Raw genomic sequence first — 14,581 nt, 5'->3', positions numbered from 1 at the left:
CGCTTCGCTTTCGTCGCAAATAAATTCGCTAATCCCCTAGGAGTCGCCAGCCGACACTTCAATCAACTTTTTCTTATATGTCATCTCCAGCTTTTGGTGATGAACCTTTTTAATTATATTTCTACATCTCTTTTCAATTCTTTGTAGAGACGATTACGTGCCAGTTCTTTACGATAGCGACATCCCAGCTAGGAAGTCTGCATTTAAATTCGAGGTCTTTGCGATAATCCACCTTATCTCCACGATTACACCAAGGGTCTTTACGATAAGACGAGAGGTCTTTGCGATGGTATTGGGCCTACATCTTTATCCTCTTTTCCACAATCTCTTAACTTCTTTTAACTCTGTACTATGAAACGTTAAACGATAGATATCTGGCATATCGAGGCTGCTCCAAAAAGAAAAGTCATATTGCTTATCAAAATAATTCATCATCAACACTATAATGTTTCCATGTGTGCCGATGACTATGTTTTGATTTTTGTAAGTTTCTAATACCTGATACATTGCCTCTATCCCCCGTTATTGAGCAACAAGATTGGACTCTCCGCCTTTCCAAGCAAATTGCTCATCCTCCCATACTTTTCGGATGGCAAGATGAAAGTCCTCAGCCGGCTCCGTAGACAGCTTTCTTTCTTTAAAGCCCTCTACTATCTGGATTTCTTTATTTCCGTATGCTGCAATACCTTGGACGGTTTGTATTGCTCTCTTATATGGACTTGAAATCACTACATCTATCTTTTCCGTTTTTAAAAGCTCTGTCACCCTGTGAGCATCCTCAAACCCTCTCCTTGATAAAGGTCGCACCAGTTCATCTGGTGTATAAATGGAATGAGCATGTCTTACAAAATATAAATTAGTTACAAAAAACAACTCCTCTATGATTGCTCTTCTCACTTTCTACAAGTAGCAATCGGAATCCTTTCTTAGCCAAAAATTTAGATGTAAACACGCAAAATGCCATGACCAACTTGGCCATGGCATGAAGTAATTCTAACTATTCAGCTTTAATATCGACTCTTCTTCGACGAAGGTGGAGGTATTAAATAAAAATAAGACATCCTCTATTCCATTCTCGTTCATATATTCCCCTATACTTCCATTGTAATATCGAATATCCACCACATGAATCTCAGGTACATGGCAAGTTAGGAATGGTATGACGTTATGTGCATAAGAGTCCTTGATGATGAGTAGCTTTTCTTGTTCAATGTCTGGGGCAATCAGATTTGAAGTTATTTTTATTAATGCATGGACGCCGCCTAGAAAATAGGAGTATTGATCCTTCTTCTTCAGAAAACTTTCGTCATACATACTTGTCCAGGTTTGATTGGTATCTGCTATGAACATTTCAGTTGCAATAGCTTTGCGTGGAAAATAAGCGTCTATCGTATCTGGAGAAAGTCCTTTAAACTGGCTTCGCGTATGATAGCTACCAAGGAATGAATCACTCACTTTATGGATATAAAATTCACTTTTTGACAGTGGGTGCCACTCCATCTTTTCTGCATAAGCAACATACGCCAAGTACGCCCCGTATGTCGTCCAATGGTGATCGGTACGATAATAAATGGATTCAGATTTTTGTGGGTCAAGGAAATCAAAGCCATTTAAATAAGTTAGCTCTTTCGATAAATGATACCCGACAAATTCATTCACCTTTTCTTGAGAATAAGAAGGTGCCAGCCATGGCAAATACTCGGGATAAATACCAACAGATGTAGGTGCCAATAAAAACGTCACCTCTACATTCGAATGACTAGCAGCAAATCCATTCACCGTATCCAGATAGCGCCGGAGCTTTTGATCGTCTGGTTTCTGAAACTTTTCAAATAAATAGCCATTCTTTCCTTTATAAATACCATTATTCTCTTTCTGTAGACGTGCCTGTTCACTAATGGACTTTACCTCTAGCCACTTATTTCGAAAGGGAAAATGATCCGTTACATAGCTCTCCGCATCTGCTGCATAACTGGAAGACAGTATATTTTTTAAGGTAAGGTCCGGGAGCTTTTGTAAGTATCTGTTTTCTAGTTCCGAAAATCGTTGGTGTGGCAACAGAAAAAAGAGAAATGCTAAAAGAAACAGTGACCCGATGAAAAAAGTTATTAATAGTTTATCCGCTTTTTCCTTCAAGTTTTCACTCCTTAGAAACGGAAATATAAAAATGGGTTAAAGGTAGCGTCCACTAAATAAGCGACTGACAGAAAGAAAAGAAAGCCATACCACGCTAGATAAAGCATCCAAAAACCCTCCGCTCTTAACCACTGTTTCTTGGGCAGAGAGGCAATGATTAAAACGATTAACAAAATAATATTTGTATAAAAATAGTATCCCGTCTCCGCATTCCAAAGTGGTTGGTTATTGAAGCCTGCCATGGCCGTTAAATAATCTACTATTAAAGAAGGCGTCTCAAAGGCAAACAGTACCCACCCTACAAGAATCAATACAAGCGCATACACATGCCTAATCCACTGCGGTAAGCCAGATAAAAGCTTCAAGCCTATCCACTTTTCAAACATGAGGATGATACCGAAATACAGACCCCATAAGATGAAATTCCAGCTTGCTCCATGCCAAAATCCCGTTAGCATCCATACCACTAATATATTCCTTGCTTGCTTTAGTAGTCCTTGGCGATTCCCTCCCAAAGGTATATAAACATATTCTCTGAACCAGCTACCTAGCGAGATGTGCCATCTTCTCCAGAAGTCTGTGATGCTTTGGGCTGTATATGGTTTATTAAAGTTTTCATTAAAACGAAAGCCAAACATGAGACCAAGTCCAATAGCCATATCGGAATAACCGCTAAAATCAAAATATATTTGGAATGCAAAGGCAATAATCCCTAACCAGGCAGTTAGCATGGGCAATGCATCTGTCTGGGAGCTCGAAATGGACTCCCAGAGTAAACCGATATTATTAGCTAATAGCACCTTTTTCGCCAGCCCGATAGTAAATCTTCGAACCCCTTCAGCAAACTGCTCTCTATTTTCCGACCGATTTTGAAGCTGTTCTGCTATCGTATTATATTTCACTATCGGCCCTGCCACTAACTGAGGAAATAATGATACGTAAGCCCCAAAGTCAATCCAGTTGCGCTGTGCCTTCGCTGTACCTCTATAGACATCTATAATGTAAGACATGGACTGGAATGTATAAAAGGAAATACCGATTGGCAGTGGAAGCTCTGTTAACGGTATATCGGTACCAAATAGCCCATTAATATTCTGAATAAGAAAATCAGCATATTTAAAAAAAGATAATAGCGCAAGGTTGACCGTCACAGATAATGCCACTACCACTTTTCGTTTAGTAACATTGAAATTTTGTTTATCTAATAACAATCCAAAAAAGTAATCGGATAAGGTCGACACCAGCATGATGACAATATAAATTGGTTCTCCCCAGGCATAGAAGAAAAGACTTGTTATAAATAAAAGTAAGTTTCGTATCCTTCTGGGCGAACAATAATAGAGAGTTAAAACTGCAGGTAGGAATAAAAACAGGAAAAGCAGACTACTAAAAACCATTTTCTAGGATTGTTTAAAAAAACCTTCGTATACTTCTACAAGCTCGTCCGCACTTTCTGAGATAACGAACAACACATACTTGCCCTTCGTAACTAGCTTATAATTTTTCGCATTTTCATATTGGTCTGGAAGGTATGTTTCAAATTGTTTTTGTACGTTTTCCGCTCTTTTCTTCAATGCTTCTTCCACTTCTGGTACATCTGCTTCATCTTTTACTTTTAAAATCGCAATTTCGTTCGTCTTCACATTCATCATTGGAATTCGTATCGCATATGCCTCAAGCTTTGCAGGGTCTATGTTATACGTATCCTTTATCTGATCATCAGTTAATTCCATCAGCATCGGCTGCTCTACCTTCGCTAACATTTCTTCCACCATTTCATTTGGCGTTAAACCTGGATCTGCTGATTCCTGTTCGTTACTATTAGAACACCCTGCCAGTAGCAATCCACCTATCATCATATGTCCCAATATCATCTTTAACTTATTCATTGAAATGTCGGCTCCTTTTTTAGAATATATTTTGTTTTGTTTCAAAAATTATTCCAATTACTCAAACGTATTATGCAAATTAGCGAAAGTTAATATCCACCAATACAAATTCTCCAACTATCGATAACATCCGATTTAATATTTTCTCCGTCATTTTGTTCATTCCTATAGTAAACATATTTAGAAATTTATTATTCCCAAAAAGTATTAAATATGGTAAAATTAATACTAGTTAATTAAGACTAATCCAAAAGACCCTAAATTTAAGCATTTACGACATATATGAAAGGTATATAGTCATCAACAGAAATATTTATTGGTACAAATTACTACTATTTAATTCATCCTGAAGGAGACTCACTGTGATTAAAAATTTTAGAATGTCTATAAAAGCAAAAATCTATACGATAGTTATTGTGGTAGTTTTAACGAATGTTCTAGTAGGGATAACTGGGTTATATAATCTACAGAAGGTCCAGTCCTCTTTAGAAGAGAGTTTGGAAAGTAGATCAAAAAATTTGAATCTATTACGGACAGTTGGAATTGATTTTCACCAAATGTACTTGGCCGAAAAAAATCTTTACCTTTACGAACCGGGTACGGAAGCTTTTAAAGCGCAACTTGAGGAGTATAATGGCCAAAAAGAGGATATCCAAGAAAGATTCGCTGAATATTACGGTAATATTATCAATCTTCCAAATGAAGAGGAACTTGCTCAAACGTATGAAAGCATGAAAGAAGAATATTTTATCATTTCACAGGAAATTGTATCATTACTATCTTCTTCTAATCCTGCCGACCGTGAACAAGGCATGTTGCTATCTCAAGGTGAAGGCTTGAAAAAATTTGAAGCTGCAGAGGAATCGTTAGATGTCATTGGTGACTTATATTACGATAACAATGAAAGTATGTTGAAAGATGTGAAAGAAAATTATTCCCAACTCTTTCTGATTACATGCATTATCATTATCCTCGGGCTAATCGTTAGTACGTTGCTTGGTTTACTAGTTATCCGTTCGATCAATCGCCCAATTCTCACGCTAAGAAATAATGTCAGGAAGATGGCTGAGGGTGACTTAACAGCAACAATTAATTCATCTACAAATGATGAGTTAGGGGAATTGTCCAGGGATTTCAACTTAATGACTAATCAAACAAAGCAACTAATCTCTACTGTCAGAAAAACAGTAGAACATCTAAGTGATTCATCCCACCAACTTGGTTACATTTCTGAGGAAACAAGTAAAACGGGTGAAAAAATTAGTAAAGAGATTGTGGAAATTGCAGCAGGTGTTACAAAGCAAAAAAATCTAACAGAAATAACGAATCAAAAGACCTTTGAATTATCAGAGGTTATTAATAAATTGAACCAAAAGAATATAGATATGGACAAACTATCTGCGAATGCAAAAGTAGTTTTACAACAAGGCGTTGGCAAGCTAGAGGATTTACAAGAAAAAACAGAGATATCCATAAACAGCACACATCAAGTTGTGGGAGTAGTACAAGTTCTTGCGGAAAATATGAAAAAAATTGGATCAATTGTTCAGACCCTAAATGAGATTTCTAGTCAAACTAACCTACTTGCACTGAATGCAAGCATTGAGGCTGCAAGAGCTGGAGAGTATGGGGTTGGATTTGCGGTAGTTGCATCGGAAGTACAAAAATTAGCAGCACAATCTGCAACTGCTTCCAAACAAATTGAAGACACCATCACGACAATTGAAGATGACACCAAGAAAACGTTAGTATTAATGAATCAAACTGTACAGATTAACAATGAACAAGGTAATATAGTTGCAGAAACCGGAGTAGCATTCCACACAATAAACGAAACAATTAGCCATATCCTACATTCTCTCAATGAAATTGCTGAGGAAATTTCTCATGCGAATAATATAAAAGAGGATGTCGTAAACGCTATAACTGATATATCACACGTCGCTGGTGAAGTCTCACAAAAAACAGAGTTAATAAATGACTCCATTGATCATCAAAACAAAGCTTTTGATAATCTTCAAAAATCAGCTGAAATGTTAAATGAACTGAGCGAAAAAGTAAACAAGATGATTCATAGCTTCCGTATAGAATAATAGAAACATAAATAGCTCTTCTATCTCTTTTTTTCTGATAGAGGGCTATTTTTCATATAACCGTTTATCCCCTTCATCTTTTTATTACCATCAAATAAAAAAACATTAATTGTAATTATATCAACATCTAGATACTGTATAAAGGCAATCTAGTGCCGAGATTGGAAGAACCTTTAACAGCTTTGCGTGTTAAAGCTCTTGCCGTTTGGATATACCAATACCTTAAAGATAATAAGGAAGGTTATGTTAAAATAAGGTAAAAGTATATTAAGAAAGACAGCTCTGTTGAAAAATTCATTTTCATTTTAATTCAACAGGTAAATTAAATATTTTTTAGAGGGTGAAACAAATGGGATGGAAACGGTCTACTAAATTTTATATGGGATTGGGCTAATAATTGTTATGATCACTGGATATAATTTATACGGTTTTTATAAGTTAAATGCTACCAAGATATTTGTCGAAGAATATCTGGAAGAAGAAGGATATATCGAGGATGATATTAACGTATTAGATAAATTTAAATCTAATCTTTCAGGAGATAGACATTGGATGGTAGTGGTTAGATTAGAGGGAGACCCTAAAGTATATTATTATTTTAAATCGAAAAATAAACTGATTTTAGAATCGTATATTTTAGAAGGCTATGAAAATGTAGTCAATAAAGTAGTAAAAACGAGGAATTCCTAATGACTAAGATTGCGAACGATGTTCTTTTCTCCAATTAGTGCTTTTGTTTAATTTGGTCAATAAAGTATTGCATAATAAAACGCTCATTAAGTGAAATTCACATTTTACCTTTTAAGAAGAAAGGACCAAGCATGATGAAAAAACTATACACCATGTGGCTCGTAGTTATGTTTATTCTAATAGGCTGCGATAGTAATACCACGGAAGAATCTCCAGCTAAGGAGCTCGAAAACAGTGCAAATGTACAAGAAGATAGTAACAGCTCCGAACATGATACAGAGAATACAGATACAGACACAGACACAGACTCGGCCTCTAGGGAGCAGTCTACTAATACGGAAATATATACAGAAGAAAATCCAGAAACAGAAACACTAGCTCATTTTTCTAATGAAGAAATTGAATACGCTAGAATTTGGTTACAGCTTGGTCCCAATCAAGAGCTCGACGAATTATATATAAAGCATATTCCAGCTGGTACAGCTCTTAACCCTGATGACAGCACAAGTGCAAGCTACCCAGAGGATGTCATCCAGTTAGCCGGCTCTCGCTTAGTAGATGGCTCGGTCACATATAGCGGGAATGGGAATGGCACGATCAACGTATACAATGTTCCCTTACGCTGGGATGGAATTAACCCTGCTGGCGAGCAATTTTACTTAGATATTATCCAAAATACGAAGCTAGTATATGTGGATCCAGGTGATGAGGAAGCAGTAATAGAATTGATTAAGCTGCAGCGTAAGGAATAAGAAAGATCCATTACGCTTAGTAGAGGGCTCGGTCACATATACAATGTTCCTTTGCACTGGAATGGACTTAACCCCGGTGCTAGGAAGAGGGAATAAAATTAATTAAATTAGGTATTGCTAGAGCAATTTGTTAAAGCATATGGAATGTTCTTGCATGGTTCGATATTTACGTTGTAATTGATAATGATCTTTATCGAAATTAATCTAAAATTGCCTATTCCCAGTTACCGAAATATACTAAATATTGTTACAATACCCTTGTAGCGAGAAGACGGTGATGATTTTCTCTCTGACCGGTGCTTACCTAGGGCAGAGACTTCGGGGCAACATGAACGTTGTCACCCGATGTGACGCTTACTCGTTTTACCAAGCATCAAGCATCTTAAACTTATTGTGGTGAGCCTCAACATATTTTATCAAGGAGGAATCATTGTGAAGGATTTTGGTGAGCTTTTGTACGCCGATAAGACCGACAACAGCAGAAACGGTTTTGGATTTATTCTTTCAGGCATCTTATTAATTGTCGTCGCAAATTTTATCTACGCAAGAACGATGTTAATGATAGCGGGTGGCCTATTTATTTTCATCGGATTATACCTAGTTATATTTAAACGTGGGGAGAAAATCTCAATCTATGAAAACACGATTGTGTTGACTTTAAAAGGGCAAGAATTTCCCATACCAAAAGAACAGATTAGTCATATTGAATATGAGAAGCTAAAAGTTAGAAAAAGTCCAGTCGTCAGTTATTATCCAGTACTTATATTAAAGAATCAACAAAAAGTGTTAATTAATAAGGACTTTAACCCCGTGATCAATCAAGATTTTAAGCAAGTGATTGAGTCCTATATTTGAATCATTTAATAAAAAAAGGGGACATTCAGGTGCTGTTCCCCTTTAAGGTTGAGTGGAAAATCTCTATTAAGGGGTACTAACTCACCGATTTCGTACCTTCCCTTCCTTTTCTCTTCCGACTAAAATAGCGTGTCAAAGAATATAGTCCAAAAACAATAGGAGGAATTAAGCCTCCTCCGGCACTGTACGGACTATCTATGAACAATATGACGGCTGATCCAAGTAAAATAGAAAATAGCCATAAAGCTGTGACTAATAAAATATCCTTCTTTTTAATAGTAAGCTCCAAACGATTATTCATTACTTCTCACCTCTTACCATGTGTATCTCTTTCCTCTTATTTACATCCGTTATAACATTTTTCCATTTAACCCCAAATAAAAATAGCAAACCTCTAAGGCTTGCTACTCAATCCTTTTCACCTTGCAAAATCGGCTAACAGCTTATTAAATAATTCTCTTTCCTCCCAAAATGGTCCGTGACCGCTATAGTAGAAGGGAATAAGCTGAGAGTTTGGGATTTGCTGTTGAACTAATTGCGCTTGTGCATAGGGTATGACCTTGTCATGAACTCCATGCATGATCAGTGTTGGGACGTTTATCTTCGCTAAGTCATATTGCACATTTTCATCTCGTAGCAGGGCGATTACTGCTGCAGTAGACCAGCCAGCTGCCTGTAATCCCATTTGAACAAACCAGTCATTAAATTCCTTTGTAATGTATTGAAAGAAGAATCCATCTGTTACCTCCTGCATCATCTTCGGACGATCATTTAAGCCGATTCTTAGAAAATGCGTAGCGGTTTCCTCTGTAAAACCAGTAGGGGTAGCCGCGTCCACCAATACGAGCTTCGATACACCTTTTCCACCGTGCTTGGCCATGTACCTTAGAGCTATTGCTCCACCAGTGGAATGTCCGACTAAAATGACATCCTCCAATTCAAGCGTGTCAATAATTGCATGGATGTCATCAGCCAGCCTATCGTAGGTATATCCCCTAAACGGCTTGTCGGATTGCCCAAACCCTCTCCAATCAACTGCAATACAACGAAAGCCCATGGATGGCAATACATTTAACTGGTACTCAAACTGTTTATGGCTTAATGGCCAGCCATGAATAAAAAGAATCGTATCTATTGCCATAGGATTTAGGTCTTCTACATATACATTTACCTCTTCTTCTACCCTTACAAAGTAACCGATCGTGTTTCCCCCTGTTTTTATTTCTAGCCTATTCAATAAAGGAGGAATAAGTGTTTCATTTACCCTGCCAATGAAATGGCTTCTCTATATATATGGGTAAAAGCGTCTGGCTACTCCCTTTCGCTCCATTCACTTGCATTTGGGTTAGAAACAAGCAAGAAGATAGATCTGCGCCTTTTACATTAGCATCTCTTAAGTCTGCTCCTAGCATATTTGCACCTCGCAAGTCGGATTGTTGAAGATTAGCACCAATTAAATAAGCTCCTCTAAAATCATAGGTTCGTAGGTCCTTTCCCACTAGATGCCGCCCTATAAAATTTTCTCTACTTTTATCTTTACCAAGGGGTATATCAAAGGAATTGCTTAGATGGTATCGAACCTCCTCACTTACCTTAGCTAACAGTACTCCAATGGGAGCTCGGTAAAAAGAAAGATCAATCTTACCTATTTCTTCTACACCCTTATCTAACATTTCCTCTAAAGCGTCAAGCTGTAGAATGATTTCTTGATGTAAAAGTAAAGACAAATCATAGGTCAATGCCTCTAACAAAAAGGCTTTTATTTCAAACAGCTGTTCCACAATCGGAAACACCTGATACATGACACTTGCATTTTCTGGGTAACTTCTCCAGTCCTTCCCTTTAAATATCTGCTGGGATACAAATTGACCTGCTCCCAGACAGTCGTACACGGTACATCCCTTAAACCCTTTCTCACGTAGATAAGCGTGTATGCTGCAACCAAAATCTTCTTGTAAATTTACACAGGGAACGCCGGCCGCTTTATCCATCTGAAAGTCACTGGAGGCAATAATATTTAGTGCAGTACAACAAAGGGCAAAGCAGCTACTGCAATCCGCTTTCAGCTCTATTCGATTTTGTATCCTTTGATTTTTCTTCATCATTTACACGCCTTCTCCAATTAATATGCAAATTATCCCAAAGTTTAGTTTGTATGTAAATGGACATTGTTACAAATAAAGGGAAATATGGAGTGGCAGAGAATATGATAAAAAGAGGTTATTCCATTAAAAAGGGGCACTTTATGAAAAGTAAAAAAGTAGTGATTCTTCTACTTTCTGTCGGGGTAATCATTAGCTTATCCCTCATGACCATCCAAAAAGATTTTATGGGCTTCGCTTATGAAGCACAGAGGATATTGTAAACGTGGTAATCAGGTATAATTATTTGGGATTTTCGTTCGAAAAAGTGCTTCAAAAAGAAACTTGGTCTGAAGGAGAGAGAATGGATATTATTTAGGAGGATTATATGAAAAACATTGCTTTTATTGCCCTTATCTTAATTCCAGTCTTGTCGTTGGTTTCCTGTTCACCAGAAAAAGGTGCAAAGGAAATGGAAGAAGAAAAAGTAAGTTGGGAAGCTCGAAATGAGTATAAGATGAATGGAAAAGTTTTGTTGACAGTTTATCCAGAGCCAACTCTCGTGGCAGGCAAACCATCGGGATATATATTTCACTTCACTGAACCGTTCGAAACATTTGAAGGGAAAGAATTAGCTATCTATGCTACTCACAAAGAAACAGGAGAAAAAATAAGCGCAGTAGAACCCCTAATAGTGGAGGAACCATCCTCTGGATACTTAAGTCTTCAACGTTTTACCGCTAACTTTGAAATTCCAGAAAAGGGTCTATGGCGTTATGAGGTCTTTTTAGATAAGGAGTTCTATGCGGATATTGTGTTTCTAGTTACAGATGAACAGAAAAAAAGCAACTGAATTCATTCAGCTACTTTTTTCATTCTTATTCTAGCCCTTCAATCGTAACTTCCTTAACAGGTAAGAATAATTCTCCTGTATTTAAGTATGTCACCTGCACCTTGTCTCCTTCTTCCATGTAAACCGCATAAGGTGAAGATTCGGAGGATACAATATAGTTTGTTTTATTGTCCAACAGGAAGGAAACTTGTGTGAAATCTCCTACTCGTTCTTTAAACACTCGTAGGACGGTACCAGATATAGCTTTCTCCTCTGCGTTAGAGCTTCCGTTTACCGAGCTCCCCCCACGTTGTAGCGCTGTTTTATAGAGCTTTAATGCTTCTTTTGGCGTATTCCCATATACAGATATCTCTGGATCGGCTGCAGAAACGATAAAATAGTTTTGCAGGAATCCATTGGAATCCAGTACAGGAGTCAGCCAGCTTGCTTCTCCGTAGAAGTTATAAAGAACCGGCATTTCGCCTTCCCATTTCTTTTCAATAAATTTCTTTTCTATAATTTGTAGAGCACCTCGGGAATCCATATAGGATTCTTCCATATTGCCAGTGTAATACACCGCTTTACCCGTTCTACCGTCTGTTAAAGAGTAGCCAAGCATTGAATCGACTCCCTCTTTTGGACTTGTAAAGTCGGTAAAGTAATACATTTCTCCGTCCTCACCGAAAATAGGGCTAACGTTTGCCTCCGTTCCTTCATCAGAAGGCAGCTTCACATCTTTCTTCCCAATCACACTATTCCAAAATCCATGAATGTAATTCCCGTAGTAGCTATTTTGCAAGCTAACTGCTTCTGGAGAAACTGCACCATCAATAAATGCAGGAACCTCTGAAAGCTCAAAGGATTCTGTTTGACCAGTAGCAGGGTCTACTACTACGATTCCCTCCACATCAAAGCCATTTCGAGCGGTAATAAATTTTCCGTAAGAGCGGATGTAATAAGGCTTTCCTTCCTCATCTACCTCTAATTGAGGATCTCCATAAAAAATCTTTGTCGGATGCTTCATACGCATATGTCGCTCTAAATTTTTGTGAAGATAAGAGGACGGTGTATATGTCATTTCTGACTTGATAAATTTGGGATTGTCTGAGGAGTCTGTCGCACTCATTGTAAAATAACCAGGAGTCACATCTCCATTCCACCATTTGAAGAAGTCAGAGAATTCTACAGGAGCAATATATACATATTCGTCTTTTACTTTCTGGATTTGAAGATTACCAAGCTCATAGTAGCTCGTATTCGGTACCTGACCAAATGCTTTCTTCATTTTATTACGTGCAAATTGCGGCGGTACACTAGCAGGTGTCTTTGTTTCATCGAACGCCTCAATTTCAACCTGCACATCCATATTTGCTACCTCATACTTCTTGTCGGCATTCCATAGAGGAGCGGACAGCATGTAAATAGCTAGACCCAGACTAGCTAAAAATAGAATTCCTTTTACCTTTTGCTCGATGCCTCTTGCCAACAAAGTCCCGACCAAAGTTATAACGACAAGCCAAAGCCATAGAGCTGTCCAGTTTCTATCTAGATTTGTTATATAGTAAACAAGCGCGGATGCGATAAATGCTAGAGCTGCTAATCCAATAATGGAGCTAGCCTTGTCTTTCCGATCGGCTTTCAAAGGCACTACTACAAGGGCAGTAGCCACGGCGATGAACGCTGAAATAATAAATACAGTTACCATATCAATCCCTCTCTCTTTTTTCTGTTTACTACTATACGTATGAGGATGGATATAGTTTCAGGACTAGCCATTAGCTACTTTTCAAGACAGTTTTACTTGCAATAGCATCCTCCTGAAATCCTTTATTCCAGCTAAATCCAACGATTATGGTTGCCACAATTAAGACCGAGCTAAGAATATAAAAGCATGGAACGATAAACTCAGATGAGACCATACCAGTAAAAATCGCTAATAAGATCATTCTTTGAAGCAGGCCAATCGTTCGAAATAGGCTATCTACTCTACCAATTATCTCATTAGGAATCTTATCCATTAAGAATGAATTCCTTGCAACGCGAGCACTACTATTTCCTAATGCTAGAAAGAACATTAACGTCAAATAGATTGGTAACTCCACGAACACAATCATCGAAATTGCTATCGTATATACAAGTACACCTAAAATAATTGTTTTTTCATTCCCCAGTTTCCTCGCTACTGTAGGAATCAGTAGCCCCGCTACCACTGCTCCCCCCCGCATACATCATCCCCTGGATTCCGTACACATTCGCATCAGTCTGTAAAATGTCTGATAAGTACACTGGGAATAAATAATTTGTTAGCATTACTCCAATAAAAGGCATGAAGGAAAATAGGAGAAAGGCAAACATGGCAGGTCGTGCAAGCATATATAAAAGACCTTCACTCGTTTTTCTATTTACCGATTTTGTACCTTTTGTTCGTTCTGCTCTAGCATAGGGCAGCTTCAAATAGAAATAGATTGCAGCTATATAAGTTAGGATATTTAACAATAAAATATAATGTATATCCCACTTCAGCATGAGGATGCTCGCTACTCCCCCTGCAATCATACTAGAAAGCTGACTCTGCACCTCCATCGTCCCATTTAATGTCTTATACTGTTCCTTAGTAAAAAGCTCTTGATTCATCGCGAACATAGTCGGATAAAACAAGGTGTAAGACAAGCTACCAATTACATAAATAACGGTATAGTGCCACATTTCATAAGACAATCCAAAGAATCCAAGTGCAGTAAAAGGCAATAAAACAAGAAAACATGCCAATTCACTGCCTATCAATAATCTCTTCCTGGACATCCGATCCACCAGAGCTCCGACATAAGGAGTTATAAGGAAATTAATAATTGTCATTCCGATGGTGATATATCCAAACACAGGCCCTCCATTATCACTCGTTACAAGCATCCAAGGAATGGCTATCATCGTAATACCTGTTCCTATTGAGGAAGCTATATTTGCGAATATAATAATCCAAAATCTCGAATCTCTATATAAACTTTTCAATCCCATCACATCCCTTTCTCTATCTACTCTCACTCTAATAGAAAAGGAAGAATTTTCATTCAGTCATTGGTCTAAAATACGTCTCATACATTTGGCTGAATGTGAGTTTGGGATCCTATTAAGAGAATTAGGATTGAGGGGTTCCTTATCGTGCGATTGTGACGACTTATCGCGCGGTCCGTGGGGGTTACTGCGCGATTATTGGGAGCTATCGCTCGGTTAAGGGATCCTATCGCGCGATGCG

Annotated in this window: 14 protein-coding genes and 1 pseudogene; 5 read left to right on the top strand and 10 right to left on the bottom strand. The window is 37.9% G+C overall.

Translation table 11 applies throughout. The features are described 5' to 3' along the window. Nucleotides 1-306: 306 nt before the first annotated feature. From AC1ECF_RS17330 to AC1ECF_RS17315, 4 genes and pseudogenes are all read right to left on the bottom strand, one after another. Nucleotides 307-873: pseudogene (locus AC1ECF_RS17330) on the bottom strand (histidine phosphatase family protein). 120 nt (nt 874-993) lie between these two features. After that, the gene (locus AC1ECF_RS17325; RefSeq protein WP_480390688.1) at nt 994-2,136 is read right to left on the bottom strand and encodes a DHHW family protein; all 1,143 of its coding nucleotides are present in this window, start codon (nt 2,134-2,136) and stop codon (nt 994-996) included. A gap of 11 nt (nt 2,137-2,147) precedes the next feature. Further along, nucleotides 2,148-3,533, bottom strand: coding sequence for an MBOAT family O-acyltransferase (locus AC1ECF_RS17320; protein ID WP_480390687.1), 1,386 nt, complete (start codon nt 3,531-3,533; stop codon nt 2,148-2,150). A 3-nt stretch (nt 3,534-3,536) separates the two neighbouring features. Further along, nucleotides 3,537-4,025, bottom strand: coding sequence for a DUF4358 domain-containing protein (locus tag AC1ECF_RS17315; protein WP_480390686.1), 489 nt, complete (start codon nt 4,023-4,025; stop codon nt 3,537-3,539). Between the two features lie 362 nt (nt 4,026-4,387). On the opposite strand from AC1ECF_RS17315, the gene AC1ECF_RS17310 reads away from it, so the two are divergent. From AC1ECF_RS17310 to AC1ECF_RS17295, 4 genes are all read left to right on the top strand, one after another. Next, nucleotides 4,388-6,118, top strand: coding sequence for a methyl-accepting chemotaxis protein (locus tag AC1ECF_RS17310; protein WP_480390685.1), 1,731 nt, complete (start codon nt 4,388-4,390; stop codon nt 6,116-6,118). Between the two features lie 402 nt (nt 6,119-6,520). Then, complete coding sequence (locus AC1ECF_RS17305; RefSeq protein ID WP_480390684.1) at nt 6,521-6,808, top strand: hypothetical protein; 288 nt, start codon at nt 6,521-6,523, stop codon at nt 6,806-6,808. Nucleotides 6,809-6,939: 131 nt separating this feature from the next. Continuing rightward, nucleotides 6,940-7,560: a hypothetical protein gene (locus AC1ECF_RS17300; protein ID WP_480390683.1), complete on the top strand. Its 621-nt coding sequence runs from the start codon at nt 6,940-6,942 to the stop codon at nt 7,558-7,560. A 432-nt stretch (nt 7,561-7,992) separates the two neighbouring features. Further along, on the top strand, nt 7,993-8,415 hold the full coding sequence (locus AC1ECF_RS17295; RefSeq protein ID WP_480390682.1) for a hypothetical protein: 423 nt from the start codon (nt 7,993-7,995) through the stop codon (nt 8,413-8,415). A gap of 76 nt (nt 8,416-8,491) precedes the next feature. On the opposite strand, the gene AC1ECF_RS17290 is transcribed toward AC1ECF_RS17295, so the two are convergent. The 3 genes from AC1ECF_RS17290 to AC1ECF_RS17280 all read right to left on the bottom strand — a co-directional run bounded on the left by AC1ECF_RS17290 (nt 8,492) and on the right by AC1ECF_RS17280 (nt 10,520). After that, a complete protein-coding gene (locus AC1ECF_RS17290; RefSeq protein ID WP_480390681.1) occupies nt 8,492-8,716 on the bottom strand; it encodes a hypothetical protein in 225 nt (74 codons plus the stop codon). 117 nt (nt 8,717-8,833) lie between these two features. Continuing rightward, entirely contained in the window at nt 8,834-9,616 is a 783-nt protein-coding gene (locus AC1ECF_RS17285; RefSeq protein WP_480390689.1) for an alpha/beta fold hydrolase, read from the bottom strand. Between the two features lie 55 nt (nt 9,617-9,671). Continuing rightward, nucleotides 9,672-10,520 (bottom strand): pentapeptide repeat-containing protein, encoded by an 849-nt coding sequence (locus tag AC1ECF_RS17280; protein ID WP_480390680.1) that lies wholly within the window; start codon nt 10,518-10,520, stop codon nt 9,672-9,674. Nucleotides 10,521-10,884: 364 nt separating this feature from the next. On the opposite strand from AC1ECF_RS17280, the gene AC1ECF_RS17275 reads away from it, so the two are divergent. After that, nucleotides 10,885-11,349, top strand: a complete 465-nt coding sequence (locus AC1ECF_RS17275; protein WP_480390679.1) for a hypothetical protein — start codon at nt 10,885-10,887, stop codon at nt 11,347-11,349. A gap of 25 nt (nt 11,350-11,374) precedes the next feature. On the opposite strand, the gene AC1ECF_RS17270 is transcribed toward AC1ECF_RS17275, so the two are convergent. From AC1ECF_RS17270 to AC1ECF_RS17260, 3 genes are all read right to left on the bottom strand, one after another. Beyond that, nucleotides 11,375-13,033: a hypothetical protein gene (locus AC1ECF_RS17270; protein WP_480390678.1), complete on the bottom strand. Its 1,659-nt coding sequence runs from the start codon at nt 13,031-13,033 to the stop codon at nt 11,375-11,377. 70 nt (nt 13,034-13,103) lie between these two features. Further along, nucleotides 13,104-13,538 (bottom strand): hypothetical protein, encoded by a 435-nt coding sequence (locus tag AC1ECF_RS17265; protein ID WP_480390677.1) that lies wholly within the window; start codon nt 13,536-13,538, stop codon nt 13,104-13,106. After that, the gene (locus tag AC1ECF_RS17260) at nt 13,489-14,337 is read right to left on the bottom strand and encodes an MFS transporter (RefSeq protein ID WP_480390676.1); all 849 of its coding nucleotides are present in this window, start codon (nt 14,335-14,337) and stop codon (nt 13,489-13,491) included. The genes AC1ECF_RS17265 and AC1ECF_RS17260 overlap by 50 nt, the downstream gene beginning before the upstream one ends. Nucleotides 14,338-14,581: the final 244 nt, after the last annotated feature.

The organism is Psychrobacillus sp. Z3-81, assembly GCF_056620325.1.
The sequence above is the reverse complement of the archived record's forward strand: the minus strand, read 5'-3'. Positions and strand labels throughout refer to the sequence as shown.

Excerpts from the sequence above, each read along its gene's own strand:
- AC1ECF_RS17280 (WP_480390680.1), bottom strand. The coding sequence starts at position 10,520 with ATGATGAAGAAAAATCAAAGGATACAAAATCGAATAGAGCTGAAAGCG.
- AC1ECF_RS17290 (WP_480390681.1), bottom strand. The coding sequence starts at position 8,716 with ATGAATAATCGTTTGGAGCTTACTATTAAAAAGAAGGATATTTTATTA.
- AC1ECF_RS17275 (WP_480390679.1), top strand. The coding sequence starts at position 10,885 with ATGAAAAACATTGCTTTTATTGCCCTTATCTTAATTCCAGTCTTGTCG.
- AC1ECF_RS17270 (WP_480390678.1), bottom strand. The coding sequence starts at position 13,033 with ATGGTAACTGTATTTATTATTTCAGCGTTCATCGCCGTGGCTACTGCC.
- AC1ECF_RS17320 (WP_480390687.1), bottom strand. The coding sequence starts at position 3,533 with ATGGTTTTTAGTAGTCTGCTTTTCCTGTTTTTATTCCTACCTGCAGTT.
- AC1ECF_RS17315 (WP_480390686.1), bottom strand. The coding sequence starts at position 4,025 with ATGAATAAGTTAAAGATGATATTGGGACATATGATGATAGGTGGATTG.
- AC1ECF_RS17305 (WP_480390684.1), top strand. The coding sequence starts at position 6,521 with ATGATCACTGGATATAATTTATACGGTTTTTATAAGTTAAATGCTACC.
- AC1ECF_RS17300 (WP_480390683.1), top strand. The coding sequence starts at position 6,940 with ATGATGAAAAAACTATACACCATGTGGCTCGTAGTTATGTTTATTCTA.